Annotated in this window: 19 protein-coding genes; 7 read left to right on the top strand and 12 right to left on the bottom strand. The window is 34.8% G+C overall.

Features of this window, described 5'->3' with window-relative positions:
• Positions 1-190 precede the first annotated feature (190 nt).
• Positions 191-2,431, bottom strand: coding sequence for a TonB-dependent receptor (locus QYS49_RS08005; RefSeq protein ID WP_308351249.1), 2,241 nt, complete (start codon positions 2,429-2,431; stop codon positions 191-193).
• 147 nt (positions 2,432-2,578) lie between these two features.
• Between QYS49_RS08005 and QYS49_RS08000 the strand changes: the two genes are divergently transcribed.
• The 4 genes from QYS49_RS08000 (at position 2,579) to QYS49_RS07985 (ending at position 6,149) form a co-directional block, all read left to right on the top strand.
• On the top strand, positions 2,579-3,382 hold the full coding sequence (locus QYS49_RS08000; protein WP_308351248.1) for a transporter: 804 nt from the start codon (positions 2,579-2,581) through the stop codon (positions 3,380-3,382).
• Positions 3,379-3,993, top strand: a complete 615-nt coding sequence (gene rnhB / locus QYS49_RS07995) for a ribonuclease HII (RefSeq protein WP_308351247.1) — start codon at positions 3,379-3,381, stop codon at positions 3,991-3,993. The genes QYS49_RS08000 and rnhB overlap by 4 nt, the downstream gene beginning before the upstream one ends.
• 2 nt (positions 3,994-3,995) lie before the next feature.
• Positions 3,996-4,925, top strand: coding sequence for a carbon-nitrogen hydrolase family protein (locus QYS49_RS07990; RefSeq protein WP_308351245.1), 930 nt, complete (start codon positions 3,996-3,998; stop codon positions 4,923-4,925).
• A 189-nt stretch (positions 4,926-5,114) separates the two neighbouring features.
• On the top strand, positions 5,115-6,149 hold the full coding sequence (locus tag QYS49_RS07985) for an EamA family transporter (protein ID WP_308351244.1): 1,035 nt from the start codon (positions 5,115-5,117) through the stop codon (positions 6,147-6,149).
• Positions 6,150-6,317: 168 nt separating this feature from the next.
• On the opposite strand, the gene pyrE is transcribed toward QYS49_RS07985, so the two are convergent.
• The 7 genes from pyrE to QYS49_RS07950 all read right to left on the bottom strand — a co-directional run bounded on the left by pyrE (position 6,318) and on the right by QYS49_RS07950 (position 14,444).
• Complete coding sequence (pyrE, locus tag QYS49_RS07980; protein WP_308351243.1) at positions 6,318-6,962, bottom strand: orotate phosphoribosyltransferase; 645 nt, start codon at positions 6,960-6,962, stop codon at positions 6,318-6,320.
• 117 nt (positions 6,963-7,079) lie between these two features.
• Positions 7,080-8,987 carry a RecQ family ATP-dependent DNA helicase gene (locus tag QYS49_RS07975; RefSeq protein ID WP_308351242.1) on the bottom strand — a complete coding sequence of 636 codons (1,908 nt, stop codon included), beginning with the start codon at positions 8,985-8,987 and terminating at the stop codon, positions 7,080-7,082.
• 26 nt (positions 8,988-9,013) lie between these two features.
• Complete coding sequence (locus tag QYS49_RS07970) at positions 9,014-9,787, bottom strand: enoyl-CoA hydratase/isomerase family protein (RefSeq protein ID WP_308351241.1); 774 nt, start codon at positions 9,785-9,787, stop codon at positions 9,014-9,016.
• Positions 9,788-9,790: 3 nt separating this feature from the next.
• Entirely contained in the window at positions 9,791-11,908 is a 2,118-nt protein-coding gene (locus QYS49_RS07965; RefSeq protein WP_308351240.1) for a ComEC/Rec2 family competence protein, read from the bottom strand.
• A 147-nt stretch (positions 11,909-12,055) separates the two neighbouring features.
• Complete coding sequence (locus QYS49_RS07960; protein WP_308351239.1) at positions 12,056-12,808, bottom strand: cupin domain-containing protein; 753 nt, start codon at positions 12,806-12,808, stop codon at positions 12,056-12,058.
• Between the two features lie 233 nt (positions 12,809-13,041).
• Complete coding sequence (locus tag QYS49_RS07955) at positions 13,042-13,476, bottom strand: GNAT family N-acetyltransferase (RefSeq protein WP_308351238.1); 435 nt, start codon at positions 13,474-13,476, stop codon at positions 13,042-13,044.
• On the bottom strand, positions 13,473-14,444 hold the full coding sequence (locus QYS49_RS07950) for a PhoH family protein (RefSeq protein ID WP_308351237.1): 972 nt from the start codon (positions 14,442-14,444) through the stop codon (positions 13,473-13,475). The genes QYS49_RS07955 and QYS49_RS07950 overlap by 4 nt, the downstream gene beginning before the upstream one ends.
• A gap of 92 nt (positions 14,445-14,536) precedes the next feature.
• Between QYS49_RS07950 and QYS49_RS07945 the strand changes: the two genes are divergently transcribed.
• Positions 14,537-15,319 carry an SAM hydrolase/SAM-dependent halogenase family protein gene (locus tag QYS49_RS07945; protein WP_308351236.1) on the top strand — a complete coding sequence of 261 codons (783 nt, stop codon included), beginning with the start codon at positions 14,537-14,539 and terminating at the stop codon, positions 15,317-15,319.
• Between the two features lie 408 nt (positions 15,320-15,727).
• Here the strand turns inward: QYS49_RS07945 and QYS49_RS07940 are convergent, their stop codons facing one another.
• From QYS49_RS07940 to QYS49_RS07930, 3 genes are all read right to left on the bottom strand, one after another.
• Positions 15,728-17,911, bottom strand: a complete 2,184-nt coding sequence (locus QYS49_RS07940; protein ID WP_308351235.1) for an acyl-CoA dehydrogenase family protein — start codon at positions 17,909-17,911, stop codon at positions 15,728-15,730.
• A gap of 351 nt (positions 17,912-18,262) precedes the next feature.
• The gene (locus tag QYS49_RS07935; protein ID WP_308351234.1) at positions 18,263-18,508 is read right to left on the bottom strand and encodes a hypothetical protein; all 246 of its coding nucleotides are present in this window, start codon (positions 18,506-18,508) and stop codon (positions 18,263-18,265) included.
• Positions 18,509-18,740: 232 nt separating this feature from the next.
• Positions 18,741-23,480 carry a tetratricopeptide repeat protein gene (locus tag QYS49_RS07930; RefSeq protein ID WP_308351233.1) on the bottom strand — a complete coding sequence of 1,580 codons (4,740 nt, stop codon included), beginning with the start codon at positions 23,478-23,480 and terminating at the stop codon, positions 18,741-18,743.
• Between the two features lie 147 nt (positions 23,481-23,627).
• Between QYS49_RS07930 and QYS49_RS07925 the strand changes: the two genes are divergently transcribed.
• Together QYS49_RS07925 and QYS49_RS07920 are read left to right on the top strand one after the other, a co-directional pair.
• Positions 23,628-24,701 (top strand): isoaspartyl peptidase/L-asparaginase family protein, encoded by a 1,074-nt coding sequence (locus QYS49_RS07925; RefSeq protein WP_308351232.1) that lies wholly within the window; start codon positions 23,628-23,630, stop codon positions 24,699-24,701.
• A gap of 529 nt (positions 24,702-25,230) precedes the next feature.
• Positions 25,231-26,373, top strand: a complete 1,143-nt coding sequence (locus QYS49_RS07920) for a fatty acid desaturase family protein (RefSeq protein ID WP_308351231.1) — start codon at positions 25,231-25,233, stop codon at positions 26,371-26,373.
• 16 nt (positions 26,374-26,389) lie between these two features.
• Here QYS49_RS07920 and QYS49_RS07915 read toward each other — a convergent pair whose 3' ends face one another.
• The gene (locus QYS49_RS07915; RefSeq protein ID WP_308351229.1) at positions 26,390-26,959 is read right to left on the bottom strand and encodes a uracil-DNA glycosylase family protein; all 570 of its coding nucleotides are present in this window, start codon (positions 26,957-26,959) and stop codon (positions 26,390-26,392) included.
• Position 26,960: the final 1 nt, after the last annotated feature.

Below are 26,960 nucleotides of genomic sequence, written 5' to 3'. Positions count from 1 at the left end.
TTTAATTATAAAAACTTATATTACAATAATTTAGAGGCTTTTCGGAATATAAATATTAATAGATTAATTTTATATAAATCTGAAAGATTTTCAAGACTTAAAGTGAGTTTTAGATACAATTTATGAATACAACAATGTAACTCTATATGTGTATTTTTAAACTTTTTAAATGTGACTTCCGAAGTGATTATTACAACATCCAATCAACCCCAAAAAAGAAATTTCGCCCCATCATACTCCCATAATTGTAAGCGGTATCAAAATATTCTCCAAAACCGATAGGGGTGGTCTCGTCCTGCGTTCCGCTAAGCGGTGATATTTGCTGAACATTATCGAATATATTCCTAACACCGACAAAAACCTCTAATCTTTTGAATTCCTTTCGGATTTTAAGATTATGGAGCGTGAATTCAGGAGAAAAGTCTGATCTGGAGTTGATAATTTCACCCATTGCATTTACATCATAAACCTCTGGCATGGCAGTAGGCCCATTCCAATTAAAACTATAATTCAATTTTATCCCTAAAGGAAAACTATATTCTGCAGAACCCACAGCAAACCAATCTCTAGAATAGATAATTGGATTCTCCTCTAAAACACCATTTTCATCACTTTCTGCCTGTCTAGCATTTTGCCATTGAGCGCCTAAATTCAAATAGAGATTAGCGCCAACTTGGTGATTGATGTTTGCGCTCAAGCCTCTGGTATAGGCATAAGCTTCGGAATTCTCGTAAATAATAAAACCAGGAGTATCGTAATCAGGAATAATTTTATTGGTGAAATAGGTGTAAAATCCATCCAACTCAAGGCTTCCTTGCTGATTTCCGAAAGTATAAACATGCTGAAATCCTAAACCTACATTAAAGGATCTTTCAGGATTTAAATCTTCTTCAATCCGTAATTCTCTTTGTCCAGAAACAAAAGCATGATCTTCGGTAAAAAGATTGACAATACGAAAACCAGTACCACTATTAAATCGGAAATTTGTCCACTCGCTTAGTTGATATTGAATATTTAATCTTGGAGAAAATATCAATCCGTGCCTATCGTAATAATCTATTCTCGCTCCTGAAAGGGCTTTCCAATCTTCATTGATTTTCCATTCATCTTGAACAAATATTCCTGGTATGATTTGTAAATCAGGATTATTGCCAGTCTCATTTTCTGTTGCTGGAGAATTATCATCATAGTAACTTAAACGCTGACTAAACCCTGATAAAAAGTTGTGATTTCCCCACTGACTTTCAAAAATGAAATTTGCAAAAGCCTGATGTTGCTCTGCTTCATAAAAAGTGTCTCCATAGAAACTATCCTGCCAATGCTGGCTAGCGGAAAACTGTAATTTAAAAGGAGATTTGCCGAATTTCTTGCTCCCAAATAATTCCCATCTGTGCGTATAGATACTTTCACCGTACACCTCATCACTACCTCTTAGCTGTTTATAGTTTCTGTCCTTCACAAATTCCAAAACGCCATTTCTTCTATCTTCATAATAGTATTTACCACCTATAGATAATTCTTTCTCCTCATTTTCAGAGAAATTGAATATCGAAAAACGATCTCTTAAAACAACATCCGAAAATAAATCGTTATTTTGATCTACAAATTGATTGACTACATCCCAGTGGAATCCTGAAAAGTGTTTCCAATTTTCGGCTTTGTATTGAGAAATCAAATTTCCTTTCCATTCACCCAATTGTGAAATACTGGAATTAAGGTTTACAGAATTCTTTTCTGCATGAGGTGTAATGATATTAATAACTCCTGCCATTGCCTCAGAGCCATAAAGCGTAGAACCAGGACCTCTAACCACTTCTACCTTTTCCATCATATCAGTTGGGATACTATTAAGTCCATAAACAGTAGCTAAATTGCCGTAAATTGGAATTCCATTAATTAAAAGTGATGTATAAGCTCCTTCCAAACCATTGATACTGATTTCATTAGTATAGCATACCCCACAAGCTACATTTTCTTGAATTCCATTAACCATGGAGATATTTTCCATCAAATTACCAGAACCTTGAGAAAAATCATTGAGGAAATCTGCTTTAAAAACTTCCACTTTCACTGGAGAATTACGCAAACTTCTTGCTTGCATTTGACCGCTTACCACCACTTCATTTAAGCCTAACTTATCCGGTAAAAGCTGAATTTTATGGAATTGAGATAAATCTATTTTATCAACATTAATTATCTTCTTTTGATAGCCCACATGCGAAATCCATATCTCCTTAGACTCAGGTTTTATAGATAATATGATTTCACCGTTCCCATCAGCTGTTGCCCCATAGCCTAGATCATGGTCATAAGCTGTTGAAAAGGGCAAAGGCTCACCTTTCTCATCTTTTACGACAGCTTTAAACACTTGTGCTCTCAACACACAAACACTTGATAAAAAGACAATTACTACAAATAATAACCTCAACATAAATCATTTTTAGATTAATCTAAATTTATTTTACAACAAATATATTAATTATAATTAGATTACTAAATAATAATAAAAAGGTTTACCGAAAATAGAATAAAAACGGATTATTAAATTTTATTAACTTGCAGTCAAAATATTCCACAAATGAGATATATCCTTTTTCTGATTTTAATGGGTACTGCATTTTATTCGCATGCCCAAGAGGACAGCATTCAAATCAATACCGATAGACCTGGATTTTCTGATTATCCTAAAACTATTCCAAAAGGATATTTTCAAATAGAGGCTGGTTTTTCTTTTGAAAGTGAAACAGTAAATCTTAATGACAAACTACAATTGATCAATTGGAATAATACTCTTATAAAATACGGTTTAACAAAAGGTTGGGAATTACGACTAGGTCAAACCTATCAAAGTGAAAGATTATTAGAAGCAGGGACAAACCCAGAATTTCTTTGGATAAGTTATTCAGGGCCAGCCGTAGTTGGTACAAAAATAGATTTACTTAAAGAATCAGAATTAATTCCTCAAACTGCCATATTGGTAGAATATGGATTTAACACATACAGCCCTGACAGGTTTCAAAGAAATAGTTTTTTCAGGGTTCAATTATCTTCCAAATACCAGCTAAACCCTGAATGGTATTTAATGGCAAATCTCGGATACGATGAACGATTTAATGATTTCGGGCGCATAAGGTTTACACTAAATACGGGTTATAGCATAAACGAGAAATTATCTGTGTATGCAGAGATATATGGTTTTAGATCTGAGTTCCTAACCCCATCTAATTACTTTGATGGAGGGTTAACATATCTAATTAATCCAAAATTTCAATTGGATATTCATGCAGGTTTCGATTTAATTCAACAAGTTAATTCTGTGGAAAATTATCAGCAAAGCTTTGTTGCTATGGGATTAGGGTATCTATTCAAAATACAAAAATGAGTTTAAAAGCTTACTTTCATAAAAACAATAAGTTCGAGGCGGGTTGCGATGAAGTGGGCCGTGGTTGCTTGGCAGGCCCTGTAGTTGCATCAGCTGTAATTTTACCTACAAATTTTTCACATGCCTATCTTACAGATTCCAAAAAATTGAGTTCAAAAAAGAGAGCTGAATTGGTAGATGTTATTAAAGAAGAAAGCATTGCTTGGGCAATCGCTGAATGCAGTCCTGAAGAAATTGATCAAGTTAATATTTTAAAAGCTTCCTTTTGGGCTATGCATAAAGCCTTGGATCAATTAAAACAAAAACCTGATTTCTTATTGATAGACGGAAACCGTTTTACTCCTTATCAGGAAATTAATCATGAATGTGTTATAAAAGGAGATAGTAAGTATTTCAGTATAGCTGCGGCTTCCATTTTAGCTAAAGAATATAGAGACACCTTAATGCGGGATTTAGCTGAAATCCATCCACATTATGGATGGGAAAGAAATGTAGGCTATCCTACCAAACAACATAGAGCCGGAATACAGGAATTTGGTATAACTGAGCACCATCGGAAATCATTTCAGCTATTGCCAAGGCAATTGGAAATTTTTGAAAAAGAAATTTAATCATGAAAAAATTCAAAGTAGGTTGTGTGCAAGCCACTCCTTCCCTTTTTAATAAATCCAAAACCATGGATATTGTATTAAAATGGATTCAAAAAGCTTCTGAACAGGGAGTTAAATTATTGGTATTTCCCGAAAGCTTTATCCCAGCATATCCAGCTGGCTTAGGCTTTGGCACAGTAGTAGGCAGCAGAACAGAAGCAGGAAGAGAGCAATTCAGGGAATATTGGGACAATAGTGTTGAAGTAGGTGCTGAAGAAACCCAACAGATTGCGAATTGGGCTAAAGAATACGAAATATACATCACCATTGGGGTTACAGAAAGAGATTCGAATAGCAAAACATTATACTGCACATTGCTTTATTTCTCTCCTAAAGGGAAATTGATGGGGAAACATAGAAAATTAAAACCTACTGCCGCGGAAAGATTGGTTTGGGGAGAAGGAGATGGCACCACACTATCAACCTTTAATACTGAAATCGGAAAATTGGGTGGATTGATTTGTTGGGAAAACTACATGCCTTTAGCCAGAATGGCAATGTATCAAAAAGGTGTGGAAATTTATGTGGCTCCAACTGCAGATTCACGGGAAAGCTGGAACAGTAGTTTGATTCATATCGCTTGCGAAGGTAGATGCTATGTAATCGGGTCAAATCAATTTATCCGTAAAAATGATTATCCTGAACATCTGCAAAATGAATTAGCTGCAGACAGACCTGAAATATTATCAAGAGGCGGTAGTGTCATTATTTCTCCTTTAGGAAAAATATTGGCAGGTCCTTTATACAATGAAGAAGGTTTACTCACCGCAGAAATCGATCATGATGAAATAATCAGAGCTAAAATGGATTTTGATGTGATAGGACATTATGCCCGGAATGATGTTTTTGGGTTTGATGTGAATGGGCAGCCAGATGCGGAGAAAGATGAATAGCAAATGCTAACTCAGATACTTGCGCCATGCATACTGCAGAACCAATAAGGAGACAAGCACAAGCGGACGATTGCGTAATTAGAGATTTTAAAAGGCACTCTTTCTCAACAAGGCACTGGTTCAAGTGTCCACTTGGACCTCTTAGTTTATTTATACCTTTATTTTTAAGCCAAAAAGCAATTGAGCTTAATGTTAAAAGCACAAGCGGACGCTTGCGCTAGTTATGAGGGCAGCCAACTTTTAGAGGGAAACTTGTGCGCCACCTTTTATATTTCAATTTTCATACCTCATATTTCTAAAATTTCCTCATTTTTGCAATCCAAAAAATTAAAAGGAATGATAAGAGGAGCCATATTGGTATTTTTAGGTGCTTGTAGTTTTGGAGTTTTAACCACATTAGTTAAAATTTCCTATAAGGAAGGATTTACGTTAGCAGAAGTCACTGGAGCACAAGTGTTCTTTGGTGCATTAATTTTATGGCTAATTCTTGCTGGAAGAGCCCTATTTCAAAATATCAAATTCCATTTCACTTGGAAAAATAGCTGGAAAGTATTGCTTACTGGAATCAGTACTGGTTTAGTCAGTTTATGTTACTATAAATCCATCCAAGAACTTCCTGCCTCAATTGGGATACTTCTATTAATGCAATTCACATGGATTAGTTTGTTGTTGGAAATCATTATCCATCGTAAATTCCCAACCCGAATGCAGTGGGTTTCTGTTATTTTCATTCTTTTCGGAACCTATTTGGCTGGAAATGTTTATAGCTTAGATAATATTCCTTTTAGCTTGGAAGGAATAGGTTATGGATTTTTAGCAGGATTTTTCTATGCCGTATTTATTTGGGCAAACGGCAGGGTTGGCAATGCATTAATTCCTGTTCAAAAAAGTGCTATGATGATCACGGGTTCATGCATATTTATCTTTATGATTTTCCCTCCTGAATTTTTATGGAATGGAAGTTTATCTGCAGGCTTATGGTCTTGGGGATTAGTATTTGCGCTGTTCGGAACTGTAATTCCTCCTCTTTTCTATGCATATGGTATTCCACAAACTGGAGTGGGACTTAGCAGCATTCTAAGTTCTGCTGAATTACCCGTAGCGGTTTTCTTCTCTAGCTGGCTTTTAGCTGAAGAGGTAACTGCTTTGCAATGGGTAGGGGTTGCTACTATTCTATTTGCTATAGTGGTTGCTAATGTTAAGAAAGCTAAAAAGGAGGTTTAAAACAGGACAATTTGCACTATTGATTGCCTGGCTAACAATTTTTACTTTTATATCTAGTAAAGAAACAATGGATAAATATTATTGTTAATAATCAGCATTTAAAATTCGCCCGAGGCGATAGTATTTTCCACTAGCCGGAGGCTAGCGGAAATTAAAAGAATCAAATTATCAACCCCACTCAGAAGGATTATCTCGCCATTCTTTTAAAGTGGCTAACTCATCATTTTGAATTAATTTCTTTACTAAAGCCTCTTCAAGCAAATGTGGGTAATCGCTTAAGCATACCAACTTAATATTGGCTTTTTCGAAATTTTCTACTGCCACATCAAAACCATAGGTGAAAATTGCTGCCATTCCTAAAACTTCTGCCCCAGCAGATTTTAAAGCTTCTGCCGCTTTGATAGAACTACCACCAGTTGACACTAAATCCTCTACCAACACAATTTTTTGACCTTTCTCTAATTTCCCTTCTACCAAATTCTCCATTCCATGTCCTTTTGGCTTTGAACGAACATACATAAAAGGTAAATCTAATGACTCAGCAACTAAAACACCTTGTGGAATGCCTGCAGTAGCAACTCCTGCAATAGCTTCTGCATCAGGGAAATTAGCTCGGATAACATCCGCTAAATAATGTTTTATGATGCTTCTAGTTTCAGGAAAAGAAAGTGCTAATCTATTATCACAATAAATAGGTGATTTCCATCCAGAAGCCCATGTAAAAGGCTTAGCAGGTCTGATTTGGATAGCTCCAACATCTAATAATTCTAAAGATATGGCACGTGCAATTTCTGGTTTGGCGATGGTAATCATGAAAAGTTTTGATTTAAATTCTCTGTAAATTTAAGCTTTTTATTCACAAGGCTGAAATAAAAGATTCAATTAGCATTCGAAATTCTTTCGACTCTTAGAATGTTACAAATGAATCAGTTAATCCACCAAACTCAACATCCCCATTTTATCAATTTTCAATCTGCCTTCATCATCTAATTTCCGAACGTAAGAAATCACTTTTTCCTTGGCATAACCTTCAATATTTTCTGACAATCGCTCAATATTCAAGTGAGAATCTTTCAATATTTTTAAGATTCTTTGCTCTAAATCTATATCCTGATGTACTGATTTCTTTTCGTTAATGCAGACATCACATACTCCGCACTTCTCCTCTTTATACTCTCCAAAATACTGTAGTAATTTTAATGTACGGCAGACCAAATCATTTTCAACATAATTTTTCACCGCCATAAGCTTATCATATTTATTTTTTTTCCGCTCTTCCAATCGCTTTTTATTCAAAGGAAGCTTATTGGCATCATGTCGTGCTTCCAAAAAAGTTAATTGGGGTGAATCGGATTTGGGTGAATAATCCAGTATTCCTTCCTTATCCAAATAATTTAATTGCTTTACTACCTCCTGCGGACTCATTTCAGCCATTTTGGCTATTTGCAATTCATTTATAAAAATAACTTGCTGATAAATATCTCCGCCATAAATTCGTAATACTGTTTTAATCAGCTTTTCAAATTTGGCATTAGCAATTTCATAGGCATATAAATTTTTAAAATCTAAATTGATATGCAATCCTGAGGGACGATAAAACTGTTCGTTTAACTGGATAAACCCCTCTTCTTCCAGCACTTTTAACGCATGAAAAACCGGAAAAACTTCATAGTTGTAATGTTGGCAAAAGTCTTGAATTTCGAAATTATAGCTTTGCATTTCGCCAGAACCAATGGCTATTTTGAAGTAATTTGCTAAGGACTGATAAAGCTTTTTCAAGAAATCAAATTCAGGATGAGCCAATTCATGCTTTTCTTCCATTTCTTTGAAATCCTGAGGATGATAAAGTGCCACTGCAAAGGCTGGTTTCTCATCACGCCCTGCCCGTCCCGCTTCTTGATAATAGGATTCCAGATTATCAGGTAATTCCCAGTGAACTACAGTGCGAACATCGGGCTTGTCAATCCCCATTCCAAATGCATTAGTGGCGACAATAATTCTCGTATTTCCCTTTAACCAGGCATCTTGCTTTGCATTTCGATCGGTTTGAGAGAGTCCTGCATGGTAATAATCTGCTGAAAAACCATTTTTCTGTAAAAGCTGGGCAATTTCTTTAGTGCGCCTTCTGTTTCTTGCATAAACAACAGAAGTACCCCCTATTTTCCGCAAAATTTCAAAAAGCTTGGCTTCCTTATTTTCGACTTTTCTAACCGAGTAAGAAAGATTATCACGCGCAAAACTCTTTTGAAAAAGCTTTCCATTTTTAAAATTCAGCTTATCCTGAATATCAATTTTAACATTCTCAGTTGCAGTTGCAGTTAAGGCTATACAAGGCAAATCAGGATATAATTCACGGAAGTTGGAAATCTCCAAATAAGGAGGACGAAAATCATAACCCCATTGAGAAATACAATGAGCTTCGTCTATTGCCAGTAGGTTAAGATTCATTTTCTTAGCCCTTTCTAAGAATAACTCAGTTTTTAATCTTTCGGGAGAAACATACAAGAATTTATAGGCTCCATGAGCAGCATTATCCAACAGAATATCAATTTCACGATAAGTCATTCCAGAATAAACTGCAGCTGCAGGAATTTTTCGCCTTTTTAATTGCTCCACCTGATCTTTCATCAAGGCAATTAGTGGAGAAATTACCAAGCATAAGCCTTCACTCATTAAAGCAGGTACTTGAAAACAAATCGATTTCCCTCCACCCGTTGGCAATAAAGCCAAAGTATCATTTCCTGAAGTTACGGAATTGATAATATCCTCCTGCATACTTCTGAAGGCTTCATAGCCCCAGTATTTTTGGAGAACATCAATGGCTTTTGGGTTTTGCATGGAATTTGTAAAGATATTTTATGAAATTACCAACTTGGAGTTTCCTTATTCAAAAAGGCAGCTATGCCTTTTTTGCAATCTTCCGAAGCTCTGGCTTTGGCATTTTGCTCAGCTGCATATTGCAAGCCTTCTTCCAAGCCTTTTTCCTGCACTTCAGCTATCATTTGCTTGGTAAATGCCATGGATTGACCTGAATTGTTCTGAATTAATTGTTGCGCAAATTCATAAACCGTTTCTGAAAGCTTTTCTGCTTCAACCACTTCATTGACCAAGCCCATTTTTTGAGCATCAACTGCTTCATATAATTTCCCAGATAACAACAACTCTTTAGATTTTCCTTCTCCTATTTTTCTTAATAAAAAGACTTTAACGATGGCAGGAATAAAACCAATTTTCACTTCCGTATAACCGAATTTTGCATGAGGAACCGTATAAGAGAAATCACAAACTGTTGCTAATCCACAGCCTCCAGCTAAAGCATGTCCTTGGATTTCTGCAATCACTACTTTAGGATAAGTGTAAATCTCATAGAAAAGCTCCTTTAAATGATTGGAGTCTTCCAGATTTTCTTCATAAGTATTGCCTTGTAAACCTTGAATATAAGCTAAATCCGCTCCTGCACAAAACGCTTTTCCTTCAGCTCTAAGCACTATTACTTTTGCATTATCATCTTCCTTTAGCTGTGCAAAAGCTTGTTTCAGCTCACCAACAAATTCATAGCTTAAGGCATTCCTCTTTTCTGGACGGTTTAAAGTGATATAACCAATTCTGTCTTTAATTTCAATCTTAGTTAATTCCATAGTTTATAATTTCCATTCAAAAGCACCTTTTTCGGGCACTATATAATAGTCTAAATTTTCCTCCTCAAATTTAGCTTTAAAGTTTTGAATGTTATAATAAGAATTGGATGCATCTAGCACAATCTTTTCAGGTTTAAAAAATTCCAGTAACTTCTCAGGCTTTTCTAATGCATTATTACTGATAATCAATAAATCTGCATCAATTGGTTCTTTAAAAGTAAAATTTTTATCCAATTCCTGATGCCAATGAATGATTCGCTTATCTTCCCAAATGGCTAGCTTCAATCCATGGAAATCTTCAAACAATTCTTTTTGATTTTCCGGTTCAAAATGATCAGGGTGGAAATCGGCTATCCCAGCTTGCAATTGACTTGGGTAAACATGAAATCTAAGCTTATTTTTATCCTTGGCTAATTCATCCTCCACTTTAAAATATTGAGAGAATCCGTTCCTGATTGCCAATGCATGATGCTTTCCGGTGTCATACACTATCAATTTCTTCTCCTGAAAATTTTCATATTGACGTAAACAGATACTCGCACTCATCAAAAACAAGCTTAAAACTGTCAATTTCAAATAATTCAATTTTTTCTCTGAAATGAATAGCGCGATAAAAAAGATGGCAATATAAATCAGCCAACTTTCTGGTGTATTAATAAAAATTCCATCTATAGTGCTGTTAGGAAGATAATCTAGACTGAAAACCAAATAATTAATGATTTGAATAAAATGGTCGATCAAAAAACCTATCCAATCGGACGCCCAATCCCAAAATGAAATAATCATTAAAAATAGACTACTGTTTAGGATAACAAAAGCTGCAGGAATTACAACTAAATTTGATAAGAAAAAATAAGTCGGGAATTGATGAAAATACAATAATCCCAATGGAGCAGTAGCCAATTGAGCTGCAATAGAAACACAAGTAATGGCCCAAAGCTTATCCCATAAAACAAATTCGAACTGTAATAACCCATATAATCTTGGCTGGAAAAAGACAATACCTAAAACTGCCAAATAAGACAACTGAAAACCAACCGAGAATAATAAAAAAGGATCGAAACTCAACAGCACAAAAGCAGAAGCTGCTAGCGTATTGTAGATATTCGTTTGCCTTTTCATGGCTTGAGCCAAAATGATAAAGCTAAACATCATAGCTGCTCTTTGCACGGATGGAGAAAGTCCCGTAATAAATGCATAAGCCCATAAGACGGAAATATTGATTACGGCAAAAAATATTCTACCTCTTTTACGATTTCGCCACCTCTTTAGAAGAGTGGAAACAATCAAAAAAATGATTCCAACATGTAATCCACTTACTGCTAAAACATGCATGGCACCTGCAGCTGCATAAGCATTTCGCAATTCATTGTCGAGTTCATCTTTTATTCCTAAAGTTAAAGCTTTGGCAATAGCTAAAGAGCGATCATTTTGAATGTATTCATTCATTATCCCTTCCAGATACTGACCTGTCTGAATGGAATAGGCCATAATTAAATTCCCTTTACCTTCATCCAACTTTAGCCAATTCCCTGAAGTAATATATTGCTGATGATAGATTTGATCAAAGCCTAAAAATCGCTTGTAATTAAATTCTAATGGGTTTTTAGGAGGTTCCAACTCGCTTAATCTAGATTTGACTAGTAACTTATCTCCATATTTCAAGTTTTCAGAAAGGCTATCCTTTTGGAAATAAATCATAGCATTTCCACTATATTTTTGCCATTCTCCACCAAAAAGAACTTGCTGAATTTCTACTTTAAATCCATGAGTTTTCTCAGTGACTTTTCCTGCATCAATTAATACTGCTTCAAATGCTTCAATTTCACTGGTGTTTATTTTAAGCAAGTGAGCTTCATCATGCTTTTCTGATTTCCAGAAAGCATTGAGGTACCCAAATGAAAAACAGATCAAAAAAGCTAAAACAGCAAAAGAAATGGATTGAAAAGAAGGGAATTGATACCCTCTGAAAAACTGAGCGGATAAATACATGGCTGCAATAGCACTAAATAAAAGAAGGATTATCTCAAAATAATCAGGAAGGAATGTTCCCGCTACTATTCCAAGAGACATGAATACCACAAAACGGATAAAGGCATATCGGTTCCAAGCTTGTCGCATATACTAATGTAAATAACAAGTTGAAACTAGCCAATTGCTTTAACTAAAAGTTTATCAATAAAATAAAAAAGGAGCTCATTATACGAACTCCTTTTCACAACTCGAGTGACTATTTTTCAAGTTTTTATAAAATCAAGAAATGATTGATTAAATCTTAAATTCAAATACTAAAAAGTCCGCTACTCCTTTGTTACTGACATTCTTAATAGAGTGACTACTTGGTAAATGCCAATGTGCTACTCCTTTAAAAATATTACGGGTTTCTTTGGTTTGATTTTCCTTATCATAAACTACAGAATAATCGGTTAAAGGATACGTAAGTCTATAAATTCCTTTATGAACGGAAGTTTCTTTTCCTACTTCCAATTTAACTCTAGAAACTCTTACAGATGCGTTATCAAAAAGTGAAACAACATTTACCCCATCAGCTGTCTTAAGCTCCGATACTTCATACATCTTTCCTTCTGGAAAGCTTTTTTGCTTTCTCATCACAATCAAATATTTAGCTGGAGTATTACCAATATTTTTTACACTATGAATATTTTCTTGAAACCAATTTGGGACACCCTTTTGGAATAATCTTTCTTTTGCCTCGTCATCATCAGTAAGGCTTTTTAACTTCACCTGAAAATCATTTAAAGGATACATAACCCTTTCTTTTCCTTTATGCCAAGGTAACTCTTCTCCAGGTTTTAAATTAACCTTGATTGCTTTGATATATTCATTATCTATAAGAACCTCTTCTACTTCATCTCCTTTCTCTTCCATTACATCTACTACTTCCTCTTCAGGTACCTCTTCATCTAAGGTTTCAACTTCTGAAGCCTTTTCAGTCTTCTTACCGTCACAATTAAATAGAAATACTGCTAAAAACGGTATTAGTATAATTAACTTGTTCATGGTTATTTCTTTTTTGGTACACTATTTTATACCCTTGCTATCAAAAATTGTTACATTTATATAGCTATAGCACTATAAACCAAAAGGATAAGAAATCTGGATAAATTGAAAAGGATACTATTCCAAGCTACTGATTTGAGCTTACAAAATGATCAAAATTGAGGTAAAAACTTGCTCTTCAAAAACTCAATAATGCTTGGTGAGCTTTATAACTGATACTGATTTAAATGATTTTAATACATCTCCATCTGATAATGCATAATATTGCATTCTTCAAACTGCTCTCCTACTTTTTCAAAACCAAATCTAGAATAGAGCGAAATTGCAGGAATCTGAGCATGCATATACATTTTTTTACCGCTGGCTTCGGGGTGTACTCTAACGTTATCAATCACAGCTTTTACTAAAGCTTGACCTACTCCTTTACCCCTATGAGATTTCAGTACAGCAAATCTTTCTAGTTTAGCCCCATTTTCGGTAAATCGCCATCTTGCAGTTCCACAAGGATTCCCATTTTCATCTATAGCAATAAAGTGCGTAGAAATTTCTTCAAATTCATCATATTCCTCCTCAGGAGCAACTTTCTGTTCTTTAACAAATACCTCTTCCCTTATGGCAAATATTTGTTTGAGTTCGTCTTGGGTTTCAACTACTTTAACTGAAATCATTTTTGTTCTTTTTCATTCAAGGCATCATTTTTATCGTAGGCTTCAATGATTTGTTTTACTAACCTATGTCTCACTACATCTTCTCCTTTTAAATGTACGATACCAATTCCTTTAATGTCTTTTAATATTTGAGTAGATTCAATTAAGCCCGACTTTTGTCTTTTCGGCAAATCAACCTGACTCATATCTCCTGTAATAATTGCTTTGGAATGAGGCCCCATTCTTGTTAGGAACATCTTAATTTGCATAGGAGTCGTATTCTGTGCTTCATCCAAAAGAATAAAAGCATTGTGCAAAGTCCTACCTCTCATATAAGCCAATGGAGCAATTTCTATCACCCTATTTTCCTGATAATATTTTAATTTTTCAGCAGGAACCATATCATCCAATGCATCATAAATTGGACGTAAATAAGGATCGATTTTTTCTTTTAAATCACCAGGCAAAAAACCTAAATTCTCCCCTGCTTCCACAGCTGGGCGGGTAATGATGATTTTTCGAACTTCTTTATTTTTCAAAGCTTGCACTGCCATGGCAACAGAAACATAGGTTTTACCTGTACCTGCTGGGCCTATAGCAAAAACCAAATCATTTCTTCTTACTGCTTCAACCAGTTTTATTTGATTGGGAGTTTTAGCTTTTATTGCATATCCTTTAGTACCAAAAACCAAGGTTTCATCTGCATTTATATCCAGTTTTTTCTGGCTCTCTTCATGCTCCTCATTCAAATAGGTTTTCACACTTTCCTCTGTGATTTTTCCAAATTTGTGGTAATGCGTTACCAGTGAATGCACAATCTGATTGATGCGAATAATTTCGGGAGTGCTTCCTTGTATTCTTATTTCATTTCCTCTAGAGATAATTTTAGATTTAGGAAAAGCTGAAGAAAGCTCGTTGATATTACGATTTTCTACACCTAAAAAATCCACTAAGGATACATTTTCTAAAGTAATAACTTTTTCTACCAAATGATTTTCTTATTTATGATGTCTCAATATGTTAGTACTGAAATTTATGTAATTTTGTTTTTAACAAATTTAACAATAATTCAATTTTTTGTATGCCTTTAATCACTTTTCTATCAGATTTCGGTTGGCGCGACCATTATGTGGCAGCGGTAAAAGCCAAAATACTGAGTGAAGATGCAAATCTTCAAGTGATTGACATATCTCACAACATTACTAAGCATGATATCATTCATGCTGCTTATGTTTTAAAATCAGTTTATAAAGATTTCCCTGAAGGCAGTGTTCATTTAGTAGCTGTGAATTCCCGTTCTGAGCCTAATGAAGCTATGATTGCCATTGAAATCAAAAATCATTTTTTCCTGGGAAGTAATAATGGATTATTAAGCTTAATTAGGGAAAAAGACCCCGATAAAATTATAAAAATTTCTTCTGAAGAAGAAATCAAAGGGAATTTCCCAGTTAAGGATATTTTAGCATCGACTGCTGTAAAAATACTTAAATCCGGTACATTAAACGAAATAGGAGAATCTTTAGCTGCTGAAGATTTTAAGAAATTTATCACTCCTAAAGTTAAAGCCACTAGAGAAATTATTCAAGGACATGTAGTGCATATTGATGACTATGGTAATCTCATAACAGATATACTTAAATACGATTATGATATTTTAAGTAAAGGAAAAAGTGTCCAGATTAAATTTAGAAATTATTCTTTAACTGGTGTTCAAAAACATTATCACGAAAGTCAGGGTGGAGAAGCTTTTGCTATTTTCAATGATCAGGGTGTCTTGGAAATTGGGATTAAACAAGGAAGTGCTGCAGAATTGCTGGGTATGGAATATAATAGTATGGTGAGTGTGAAGTTTGGGGAGTATTAAAAAGTTGGAAGTGGGAAGTTGGAAGCTCGAAGTTTGATGGATGATGGGTGTAGGATGATTTGGTCAGTACCGCAAATCAGACCGGAAACAGTCTCCCAATCCATAAGGGGGGACTCCAATGCTATTAAGTTAAGCTTTAAAACCTTAACTTTTAATACTATCCTAATTTCCTTTGTGTTCTATTGTTTCTATTGTGGTAAAAATTTGCTGAGGCTGGTACATATTAACATAGATTTTTTTCAACCACAATAGATACAAAAGAAAACAAAAGGTTTTTCGCTAAAGCGAAATACTGAAATCCTCTTACCTTAATAACATTAAGGGGGGGGCAGTATTGGAACCAGAGAAGTTTGATTGTCCTAGGTCAATACCCAAATAGAGTAATAGTCATCTCGATACCCGATAATATCAAAAAGCTATAGGAGCCGCAAGCAATTTATCAGGAATACCAAATGCATCAGTAAATCCAATGGCATCTTGCCTGGTTTCCCAACAAAGTTGATTGACCGTTTTACGGATGGCTTTGGTTTTTACGCCTTCCATATAGCCTTGCTCCAAATACCAGCCTCTGTTTTGCTCAATAGTATGAAGTGCATATAATTGACATAATTGCTGCAATGATTTTCTACAAGCTTCATTTTGAGTGGTTTCCACAGCCAATTGAAATTGCTCTAATATTTTTCTTTCGATATAAGATCTTCCCACATTTATTAAATGATGCTGAGCAACATTTACTGCATCAAAAGAGTCCATCCCATCATCAACCAATCTTTTAATTCGCTGTCCGGCAGAAGCCACTATTGCTCTTTCTCTGTATTTGAAAGCATTAATATGAAAATCAAAATCCAACAAATGCTTTTCATCTGTACTTCGGACAGTAATCGGATTCTTTTCCGTAAATGAAGTTTTTGCTTGCTTGCTGAGGTAATTAAAAATGGTAGTGAAATTCATATCTCCCATCTCATTCTTGAATTCTGTTAATCTACTTTTAGCAACTAACTGCATCAAAACGGTATTATCCCCTTCAAAAGTGGTATAAACATCCGTGTCATTTTTCAAAGCATCAATTCTATTCTCTGATAAATATCCTTTTCCTCCACATGCTTCTCTGCATTCTTGAAGTGCTTCAGTGGTAAACCAAGTACCGTAAGCCTTCATTCCAGCAGCTAATGCCTCAATTTCTTGTCCTTCTTCCTCGGATTTAGTTAGAAAGCGGTTGGTCAAATATTTCAAAGCAAAATGCATTGCGTAGCTTTTGGCTACTAGAGGCATCAATCTCCTTTGATGCATTCTGTAATTCATAATCGGTACTTCTCCGCCACCTTCCGGCCCAAATTGCTTGCGTTGGTTGGCATATCGAATAGCAATGGTCAAACCTGATTTTGCCGCAGATAAGCCAGAACGAGGAATTCCGATTCTACCACCAACCAAAGTTCCTAGCATAGTAAAAAACCGCTTATTATCAGATGAAATAGAACTTTGGAATTTACCATCATCATCTACTGAGGCAAATTTATCCAGCATATCCTCTTTTGGGATTTCTACTTTATTAAAAGCAATTAATCCATTATCCACACCATTTAAGCCCATTTTAGGGCCGCAATCTTCTATTTCTACGCCAGGGTGTAATTCGCCTGCTTTATTTCTCAATGGCACCACAAAAGTGTTGACTCCATAATCTTCACCATCTATTATTAATTTTGCGAATACCGTTGCTTTCTGACCATGTAATGCGGCATTTCCAATATATTCTTTTCGAGCATCTCGGTGAGGTGTATGAATGGTGAAAGTTTTGTCTTGATGATTGTAAGTGGCTGTAGTTTCTAAACCTCTAACATTAGAACCATGGTGGGTTTCTGTCATGGCAAAACAACCAGGTAATTCCAATGTTCCAATGTCTTTCAAATATTTTTGATGATGCTTTTCAGTTCCTAAAAAATAGATGCTCATTCCCCAAAGCCCGAACTGCACACCGAATTTTATGACCATACTCAAATCATGATAACTCAAGGTTTCCATAATGGTGAAATAGCCTTCCATATCATCTCTTCCACCATATTCACGCTGAAAAGCCCATGAACCATAGCCTTCTTTGGCTAATAATTTACACCATTCTAAAACTTGTGCTCTTTGGTCTGCTATTTTCTCATGATGATGGTAAGAAAACTCTGGCTTGCATAAAGTATCTTTTACTTTTTGAATCAATTCGATTTTTGATCCATCCAAAATCTCCTGCATTAGTTTTGGATCAAATGAAGATTTTGACTTCTGCTCTGAAGTGATGGTAGAATGGCTACCCTCAAATCGATAAGCCGCTTCATTATAAATTAAGCCTAATTCTTGCTCAGCCTTTTGAAATGCTTTTTTATCTTCTTCAGTAATTTTTAAATCATGTCCATTTTGATGAGTTTTTACTAGTTCCAAACCTAGGGTGGTAAGATTTTTTAAATTTTTAGGCTTTATAAACTGGATATGATTCCTCCAGTCTTTGAGCTCTTGTGCTGAAGGTTTTTGATTTGGATTTAAATAGTGTTCCAACAACTCAACTTCTTCCTTCTCCAACCATGATTGAGAATCAATCAGTTTTTTCATGATTCCGATATCATGCTTTGTAAGATTTAAATCCTCCCAAAGCGTATAATATAGTGGTAAGAATATATAAAGGTTAGGATTTCGCGAAAATTGATTGGAATTCAGCATATGCTCTATTTATTGAATTAAATTCATAGAGTAAACGCATGAACAGGGTCATAGTTTAGAAGTTGAGTGATGGGTGCGGGATGACAGACGTTGGATGTTTGTTAAGGCCACTCTTACAGAACTTAGATTAAGCTAACAGATTGATGTTGCCATATGTTGGCTTCGATGGAGCCATAAATGTGAGGGTTTTAATATTTCATACTTAGCCTACCATCAAATAAATTTTAGGAAGAATATATACAATCACTTATTGCTAAGTCTAAATTTACTAACCATGACATTGATTGAGAAAAAGGCTGTAAATGCAATTGCAATTAACACTACATAATAACTCACAAAACCCATATTATATCCTACCTCTCCGCCAATCTCATAAGCAGTTTCGAGCTGAAAACCGATAATTATAGAATATATAAAAGTTAATAAATAAGCTATTCCTATAAAGCTAAATAAAATCCTGAGGAAATCTTTAATATTAAGGTTGATCATAAAGATTGTTTTAGTGGTTCAAAACTCTAAATAATTAAAATTATACATTAATTACAACTATAGTTCCAAATAATATATTGTGCTTTTCTTAAAATTAAAAACCAAACATTCGTCTACTCTACCAATAATACTAAAATAAGAGATCGTCCGGAGACTTATTCTAAAGCTAAGCTAAATCCTAAATTTCACATTTAAATTGAATTAAATATCAATTCTTTAGAAACTAGAATCTCTACTCACAATACTGATTCAAATAATAATTCACACTATCATCGCCCATGTTCTTAGCTCTTTTCCAATCCTCGCAAGCTTTCAAATCATCTTCTAATTGATAGTAAATATTTCCTCTCAACTTGTAATAAGAAGCATCTTCAGAATTCAATTCGATTGCTTTATTTAAATCCTTCAAAGCAGGCTGATAATTTTCTAATACAGCTTTTACATTTCCTCTGTAATAATAAGCTGAGGCATCTTCAGGATCTAATTGAACCACTTTGTCATAATCTTGCAATGCTCCTTCCCAATCTTCAGTTTCTTCTCGCAGAATAGCTCTATTGTAATAAGCATCAGTATTTTCAGGTTCTAATGTAATCGCTTTAGAATAATCCTCCGCTGCATAGCGTACTTCACCTAAGTACAAATAACACTGCGCCCGGTATAAATAAATACTTGCATTAGAAGGGTCTGCTTCAGCAGCACGATTGAAATCATCTAATGCGGCTTGATAATCCTCTACTCCCAAATAGGATCTACCTCTTTTAAAGTAGGAATCCGATTTTATAACCTCCCCTTGAATTGCTCTTTCAAAATAGGAAATAGCCCCTACCCAATCTTCCAAAGCATAATATGACTCAGCTTTAATATAAAATGCATTAGGATTAGCTTCATCCAAATCTTCCAATTTATCTACATCCTCGATTACGCCAGCATAATTTTTCATTTCATATCTTGCTGATGCTCTATTCTCGTATGCTCTTGCATATTCACTATCAGTTGAAATTGCTTTATCATAATCTTCAATTGCTTGCTCTATATTACCGCTCAGCTGTTTGGCTTTACCTCTATTATTAAAGTAAACCGCTTCTTCAATTCCACCCGCAATGGCAATATTGTAATCATTAATGGCTCCTGACAAATCATCCAAGCGGAACTTTGTGTTTCCACGTAAAGCAAAAGCTTCATAAAGCTCTTTGTCAGCTGCAATAGCTAAATTGAAGTCCTCCAAAGCATCCTTCCAATTACTCAATGCATAATGTGTTTTAGCTCTTAAGAAATAAAGTTGTTCAGCTTTGCTACCATATTCTTCTGCTTTATTAAAATCGGATAATGCCAATTCGTATTCTTCTTTCTGAAAATTAATTTGACCTCGGTGAAAATATGTTTCAGGGTGATTGTCTCCAAAAGTAACAGCCTGATTCAGATCAGAATATGCATTATCTAATTGTCCCAAATTATAATATGCATTCCCTCTACCGTAGAAAACATTTGGAGATTGATTTCCTGTTTGAAAGGCTTGATCCATATATTCGATAGTTTGCTCAAAATTATCCAAACTATAATAGCTTAAGCCCATTTTCACAAAAGTATCATTGTCGGTTTGAGCCAATGCAACTGCTCTCACATAATCATTCAATGCTTCTTGATAGGCCTCTAATTCATAATAAGCATTTCCTCTATTTAAAATAGCCTGCCCATAATTTTCATCTATTGAAAGTGATTGATTATAATCTTGAATGGCAAGTTCAAACTGGTCTAAATTAGCTTTTGCTTTTCCTCTGTTATTATAAATCACTTCATCTTTTTGACCTAATGCAATGGCCTCATCATAGGATTTAATAGCATCTTTGAATCTATCTTCACGAAATAAGGTATTGGCATAATGATAATGAGTTTTAGGATTTTGTGTTCCAAAACCAATTGCTCTTTGCAGAAACTTACTAGCTTCTTCATATTTCTTGCCTTCATAAAGTGCATTTCCTAAATTCTCAATTACTATTTTATCAGAAACTCCTTTATCAACTGCTTTAGACAATTGCTCAGCCGATTGTTTGAAACTCTCCAATTCAAAAAAAGCATTTCCCACTTTGGCATATAAAGCACCCTCACTTATTCCGCCCTCTTCAGCTTTTTGAAAATCACTTACAGCCTGACGGTATTCCTCTTTATCATACAAAATATTTCCCTTGAAATAATAAAGCTCTGCATTCTTGACTCCTCCGCTGATGGCAGATTCCATATTTTGTAGCGCCTTATCAAACTGTTGGGTTTTGTAATATGCCAAACCGAGCATTTCCGCCACCTCAGGACTTTTCTTTTCTGTTTTTACTAAATCAGCGATGGCAGCTGAATAATTTTCTTGTTTATAATGTGCAGACCCTCTATTCAATAAAGCTTGGTCATAATCCGGTTTTTCAGCTAAAGCAAGATTATAATCGGCTATGGCTGCAGAGATTTTATCCTGTAAAAATTTAGCTTTTCCTCTGTTATTATAAATAACCGCATCTTTTGCACCTAAACTGATAGCTTTATCATAAGACTCAACTGCCTTGATTAAATTTTGAGAACGAAAATACAAATCTCCTAAAGTAGCATAAACCTCAATGCTTTTGCTTCCTTTTTCCGATGCTTTTGATAGGTCTGCAATAGCTGGTTCGGCAGATTTCAATTCATTATTCGCAAGACCTCTTTTTTCAAACAAAATAAGACTGTTTTCTCCTTGTTCTTCAGCTTTGGTAAGTGCATCTACTGCATTTTTGAAATTCCCTTGTTCAAATAACGACTGCCCCAAAGCAAAATAAACTGATTGATTAATAATTCCTCCTTGAATTGCCGAATTCAGAGCTCTTGAAGCCTCCTCATAATTCTCTACCTTAAAATATGATTGTCCAATTAATTCATAATTCTCGCCTGTGCGGTCTCCTGCCTGGAATGCTTGTTTTAGGTTTTCAATAGCTGAATTATAATCATCTTTATGGTAATAGGCTTTACCTAAAGCGGAATACAAGCCTGCTTCTCTCACCCCTCCATCCTTAGCTTTTTGTAAAGAAGAAATGGCTGCATCCCAATTTTTATCCGTTATAGCTAAATACCCTTTATACAAAAATAATTTTTCACCAGAAGCACCAGCAGACATAGCTCTTTCGATATTAATTTTAGCCTCCTGAGTGTTTCCAGTCTCATACAGAAGAATTGCATATTGTTCAAAAACATCAGGACTTTTAGCTCCTGTTGCTATAGCTTTTTTGAAATAAGTAATGGCACCTTCATTCCTATTCAACTTTTGACTTGCAATAGCTGCATTTTTATAAAGATTGCTATCACTAACCTGAAATGAAATAGCTCTTTCCAAATTTTGAAGTGCTTCTTCATAAGTTCCTTTTTCAAATTGTGCCGTTCCTAAAAGTTGGAATATTTCACCATCATTAGCTCCTCTCTGAACCGCAGCATTGAAATCAACAATAGCTTTATCACTATTCTTTTCTTTCAAATGTGCAACCCCTCTTTTTCTATAAACTTCAGCTTCATTTTTACCTCCATTGATTGCTTTATCAAAATTGGTGATGGCAGATGAATAGTTTTCAGTGTTAAAGTAAGCTTCGGCTAATTGTAGAAAAACATCAGCATCATTGGTACCTGCTTGAATTGCTTTTTCAAAATCTTTAATGGAGTTTTCCCAATCTTCAGTTTTATAATAAGCGGCTCCCCTATTTTCCAAAGCTGTCTGATAATTTGCTTTTAGACCCAATGAGGTTGTATAATCTTTAATTGCAGCTTCATATTTTTCAGTTAAGAATTTGGCTTTTCCTCTATTATTGAAAAGTACTTCCGATTCGTAGCCTAATTTTTCTGCTTGGTCATAAGCTGTAATGGCTTTTGCAAAATCATCATTTTTAAAATGCGCATTTCCTAAATAATAGCTTACTTGAGGATCTTCATATTTCAACTCAACTGCTTTTTCCAAATCAGGAATTGCTTGACCCAACTGATCTAATTCATAATGCGAAATTCCTTTGTAAGCATGCCATTTAGCTTCATTTACTTTTTCATCTTGGCTTTGAGCAAAATCATTGATTGCTTCCGTATATTTCTTCTGTTCGAAATAAGCAAATGCTCTAATAGAATAAGCTCTTGGACTAGATTTTATTTTAAATGCATTTGTTAAGTTACTGATGGTTTTATCATAATTTTTAGCTTCAAAAGCAGAGAATCCAGCCATTTTCCATGCAAATTCATCTTTTGGATTTTGATTAGCGAATTCTTCAAAGGCATTTAAAGCATTGTTCCACTCTTCATTTGCATAAGCATTTAAGGCTGACAATAAATGTCCATTTACATTAATCCTTTGAGCAAAATTTGAGAATCCGTTAGTGATAGGATTGGCTTTTTCTAAACGGCCTAAATCAATAATTACTGCACCATTTACACCATTAGCTTCATTCAAAATAATACCTAGCATATCATTTCCAGATAACACAACCGCACCTATTGCTGATTTTTTTAAGTTATCAGGAATTACAGCAAACGTTCCAAAGCCTTCTATTTCTTTTGATTTAGCAATTTTCACATCACTACTTTCTGTCTTCTGTATATCTGTTGATTGCAATAAAGTAAAGGAACCTGCCTCCTCAAATTTCCCTGCTTTTATGGAAGCCTTTTGAAATTTGGTGCTCAGATTATTATCCACAGCAAATTTCACTAAACCAGTAGCGGGATCATGTGCATTGAAAGTAGAAATATTATGGACAGAGCTGTCTTGGGTAAAGACTTTAGCACTAGTGGCGCCTATAAACAAATTCTGATGGGTAGCCCCCGTTCCCTGACCATCCAAAATAATAGCTGTTCCTTTTTGCAAAGGCTGTCCTGCATTATCATAAGTCTGTACAAAATACAAACTCTGCTCAGCTTGTGAAAAAGCTACAAGCGAGCTTATTGAAAAAATAATGGTAAGTATATTTCTGTATATTTTCAGCATAAATCAAAGATTTAAAAAGATTGACGAAAATTATTGAATTTTTGGCGCTTATGGAAGAAAATAACCGCTTTAGTTATTCATCTTGGTAAAAGAAGTTCAGTTGAGTATATTGGTTGCAAAATTTAAGTAACGGATAAAAATAGAAATATGAAAAAGACTTCCCAATACTACTTAGCCATTTTGTTCATCTTTATCATTACGGCATGCGATCCCACCACAAGAAAATCCCCAGAAGAGCGAGACATTAAAACAGAAGAAAAAGAAATAATAAAACAAGGACCGATAAGCCTTGTAATTCATGGAGGAGCAGGAACTATTGAACGCAAAAACATGACTGAAGAGCAAGATGCTGAATACAGAGCTAAACTGACGGAGGCATTAGAAGCCGGATATGCAAAATTAGAATCTGGCGCACCTGCAATGGATGCAGTGATCGCAGCCATTCAAATTATGGAGGAATCTCCACTTTTTAACGCTGGAGTTGGAGCCGTTTTCACAAATGAAGGTAAAAATGAGTTAGATGCAGCCGTTATGGATGGCAAAACAAGAAATGCAGGTGCAGTAGCTGGTGTTTCCACTATCAAAAGTCCAATTTTAGCTGCACTTTCAGTAATGGATGACAGTCCGCATGTGATGATGTCGGGCAAAGGAGCTGAGAAATTTGCAGCAGAACAAGGTTTGGAATTAGTTGATCCTGAATACTTCTTTACACAAAGTAGATATGATGCTTTACAGAGAGTGAAGAAAAGAGAAGAAGAAAAAGATAGGAGTGCTGCATTAATGGATTTCCCTGATAGCAAATTTGGAACAGTTGGTTGTGTTGCTTTAGATAAAGATGGAAACATAGCCGCTGGAACTTCAACTGGCGGAATGACCAATAAGAGATATGGAAGAATTGGAGATGCACCCATTATTGCAGCAGGAACTTATGCTGATAATGCAACTTGTGGTGTTTCAGCTACAGGTCACGGTGAATATTTTATCCGCTCAGTTGTAGCTTATGATGTAGCCGCCAAAATGAAATATGCAGGCATGAGCTTAGATGCCGCAGCTAATAAAATTGTTTATGAAGAATTAGTTGACTTTGGCGGTTCAGGTGGCTTTATAGCCTTAGATAGAGCTGGAAATATCTCTATGCCTTTTAATACTTCCGGAATGTACAGAGGTTATATGAATGAAAAAGACTCACCTAAAGTTTTTATTTATAAAGATGAAAAATAAGATTTGAGAAAATTTTATTTCAATGTAGAGCCATGCTTTTTATTTAAGTATGGCTTTTTTTTACCTTATAAATTAAAAAATAAAATTATATTCATCTAATTTGAATACACAAGTACATTGCATCACAAAAAAAAATCCTGTTGAACTAATGTTTAGTATATTTAAACAATAATTAAACAAAAATGCATTTTTCAAAGATTTTACCCCTTTTTCTTGGCAAGTTGCGCAAACTGAATTATGTTCATGCTTTGAAATTGAAAATCAATAAAAATTAAAATTAATCGCTTTAATTCAATTGAATGCACATTATTCAGTTTCAATTATTTAAAATGACGTAGGAAATATATTAAATAAAACTAACGCATTTTAAATCTTCCGAACTAGATATTTTTATTCGAAATGCATTATTCTAATATTCAAGTTTTAAATTAATTGAAATTATCCAAGTTAAATACATTCGTCTAAAACATGGGGATTATATAAGATATTTGGTTGAATTTAAGCTACCTTGTAGTATTAACGAATATTTATGAACAAGAATACAGTAAAATTTAACGCTAACGACAATCCTGAATTTGTGAGCACACTCAGAAAAAGAGTGGGTGAATACTTTAAGGAAAACAATATTTCCAAATTTGCCAATAATGCCATGAGAATAAAGACAGTTTTCATGCTCTTGTTGTACTTTACACCATTAGCATTTTTACTAAGCGGTGTTGTCAGCAGCTTTGCATTAGCATTACCGCTTTATATCATAATGGGTTTTGGTATGGCAGGTATTGGATTATGTGTGATGCACGATGCCAATCATGGGGTTTATTCCAAAAACAATAAAGTAAACAGAGCTTTAGGCTTTACCGCCAATTTCCTCGGTGCTTATCACATTAACTGGAAAATCCAGCATAATGTATTGCATCATTCCTTTACGAATATTGATGAATATGATGAAGATATTGATAAAAAGGGAATCATTAGATTTTCTCCTCATCAAGAGCGTAAAGGCATTTTTAAATTTCAAGCTTACTATGCTCCAATCCTTTATGGATTAATGACATTCTATTGGGTGATTGCTAAAGACATAGACCAATTGATCCGCTACAATAAAAGAGGTTTGTTAAAAGGGCAAGGATTAACTTTCAAAAAAAGTTTAGGTCTAATGTTATTCAATAAAGCATGGTATGTTGCACTTACATTAGTAGCGCCTATTTTAATTACTGGAATTGTATGGTGGCAAGTGGCATTGGCATTTCTATTAATGCAATTTATTAGTGGACTTCTATTGGCTTTAGTTTTTCAATCTGCTCATGTGATTACTGAAACAGATTTCTATAAAGTGGATGAAAATGGAAGTGTTGAAAACAACTGGGCAATTCACCAAATGCGTACCACTTCAAATTTTGCAAATTCTTCAAGGTGGTTTTCATGGATAGTAGGTGGTTTAAATTACCAAGTAGAACACCATCTATTCCCTAATATTTGTCATATTCATTATCGAAAGATTGCGCCTATAGTAAAACGGACGGCAGAAGAATATGGAGTTCCTTATCACCATCATAAATCCTTTGGTCAAGCGTTGAAAAGTCACTTTACGCTATTGAATCAATTAGGGACAGGAAGTTATGATCAAAAGGTAAAAGAAATGAAAACTGAACCTATTTCTGCGGTAGCTTAACCAAGAAAAAATATAATTAAAGTATATCTGAAATCCGTGATTTTAAGAAAGGCAAAACCTCTTCTTTGAACCACGGATTTTTACTTTGCCAGATATTATTTCTTGGTGATGGATGTGGTAACGGTAAAAATTCAGAACTATAATCCCTGAAAGATTGGACAGTTTGAGTCAGCGATTTCTTAGCCGCTTTTCCTAAATAGTAACGCTGAGCATATTGACCCAACAATATAGTTAACTCTGCATCTTGCATCATTTGAAAAAGCTTTTCATGCCAAAGTGGGGCACAAATCTTCATGGGTGGTAAATCACCAGATTTCCCTGTTCCTGGATAGCAAAATCCCATAGGGATTAAAGCGAAAATATTTTCATTGTAAAAAATCTCTTTCTCCACTCCAAGCCAACCCCTTAAATTATCACCACTTTTATCATTCCAAGGAACTCCAGATTGATGTACAGCAATACCCGGAGCTTGTCCAATAATTGCAATCTTACTATGGATTGATGCTTGAACTATAGGATTAGCTCCTAAGGGAAGCTTATTTACACATTCAGTACAATTTCTTATCTCATGAAGTAAATCATGCATA

The sequence above is a fragment of the Marivirga salinae genome, assembly GCF_030503855.1.
Taxonomy (GTDB): domain Bacteria; phylum Bacteroidota; class Bacteroidia; order Cytophagales; family Cyclobacteriaceae; genus Marivirga; species Marivirga salinarum.
The sequence above is the reverse complement of the archived record's forward strand: the minus strand, read 5'-3'. Positions and strand labels throughout refer to the sequence as shown.

Bases quoted from the DNA above. Each gene is read 5' to 3' on its own strand.
- QYS49_RS07985 (WP_308351244.1), top strand. From the start codon at position 5,115: ATGTTAAAAGCACAAGCGGACGCTTGCGCTAGTTATGAGGGCAGCCAA.
- QYS49_RS07990 (WP_308351245.1), top strand. From the start codon at position 3,996: ATGAAAAAATTCAAAGTAGGTTGTGTGCAAGCCACTCCTTCCCTTTTT.
- QYS49_RS07930 (WP_308351233.1), bottom strand. From the start codon at position 23,480: ATGCTGAAAATATACAGAAATATACTTACCATTATTTTTTCAATAAGC.
- QYS49_RS07920 (WP_308351231.1), top strand. From the start codon at position 25,231: ATGAACAAGAATACAGTAAAATTTAACGCTAACGACAATCCTGAATTT.
- QYS49_RS07940 (WP_308351235.1), bottom strand. From the start codon at position 17,911: ATGAAAAAACTGATTGATTCTCAATCATGGTTGGAGAAGGAAGAAGTT.
- QYS49_RS07915 (WP_308351229.1), bottom strand. From the start codon at position 26,959: ATGCATGATTTACTTCATGAGATAAGAAATTGTACTGAATGTGTAAAT.
- QYS49_RS08000 (WP_308351248.1), top strand. From the start codon at position 2,579: ATGAGATATATCCTTTTTCTGATTTTAATGGGTACTGCATTTTATTCG.
- QYS49_RS08005 (WP_308351249.1), bottom strand. From the start codon at position 2,431: ATGTTGAGGTTATTATTTGTAGTAATTGTCTTTTTATCAAGTGTTTGT.
- QYS49_RS07970 (WP_308351241.1), bottom strand. From the start codon at position 9,787: ATGGAATTAACTAAGATTGAAATTAAAGACAGAATTGGTTATATCACT.
- rnhB (WP_308351247.1), top strand. From the start codon at position 3,379: ATGAGTTTAAAAGCTTACTTTCATAAAAACAATAAGTTCGAGGCGGGT.
- pyrE (WP_308351243.1), bottom strand. From the start codon at position 6,962: ATGATTACCATCGCCAAACCAGAAATTGCACGTGCCATATCTTTAGAA.
- QYS49_RS07925 (WP_308351232.1), top strand. From the start codon at position 23,628: ATGAAAAAGACTTCCCAATACTACTTAGCCATTTTGTTCATCTTTATC.
- QYS49_RS07965 (WP_308351240.1), bottom strand. From the start codon at position 11,908: ATGCGACAAGCTTGGAACCGATATGCCTTTATCCGTTTTGTGGTATTC.
- QYS49_RS07955 (WP_308351238.1), bottom strand. From the start codon at position 13,476: ATGATTTCAGTTAAAGTAGTTGAAACCCAAGACGAACTCAAACAAATA.
- QYS49_RS07935 (WP_308351234.1), bottom strand. From the start codon at position 18,508: ATGATCAACCTTAATATTAAAGATTTCCTCAGGATTTTATTTAGCTTT.
- QYS49_RS07945 (WP_308351236.1), top strand. From the start codon at position 14,537: ATGCCTTTAATCACTTTTCTATCAGATTTCGGTTGGCGCGACCATTAT.
- QYS49_RS07975 (WP_308351242.1), bottom strand. From the start codon at position 8,987: ATGCAAAACCCAAAAGCCATTGATGTTCTCCAAAAATACTGGGGCTAT.
- QYS49_RS07960 (WP_308351239.1), bottom strand. From the start codon at position 12,808: ATGAACAAGTTAATTATACTAATACCGTTTTTAGCAGTATTTCTATTT.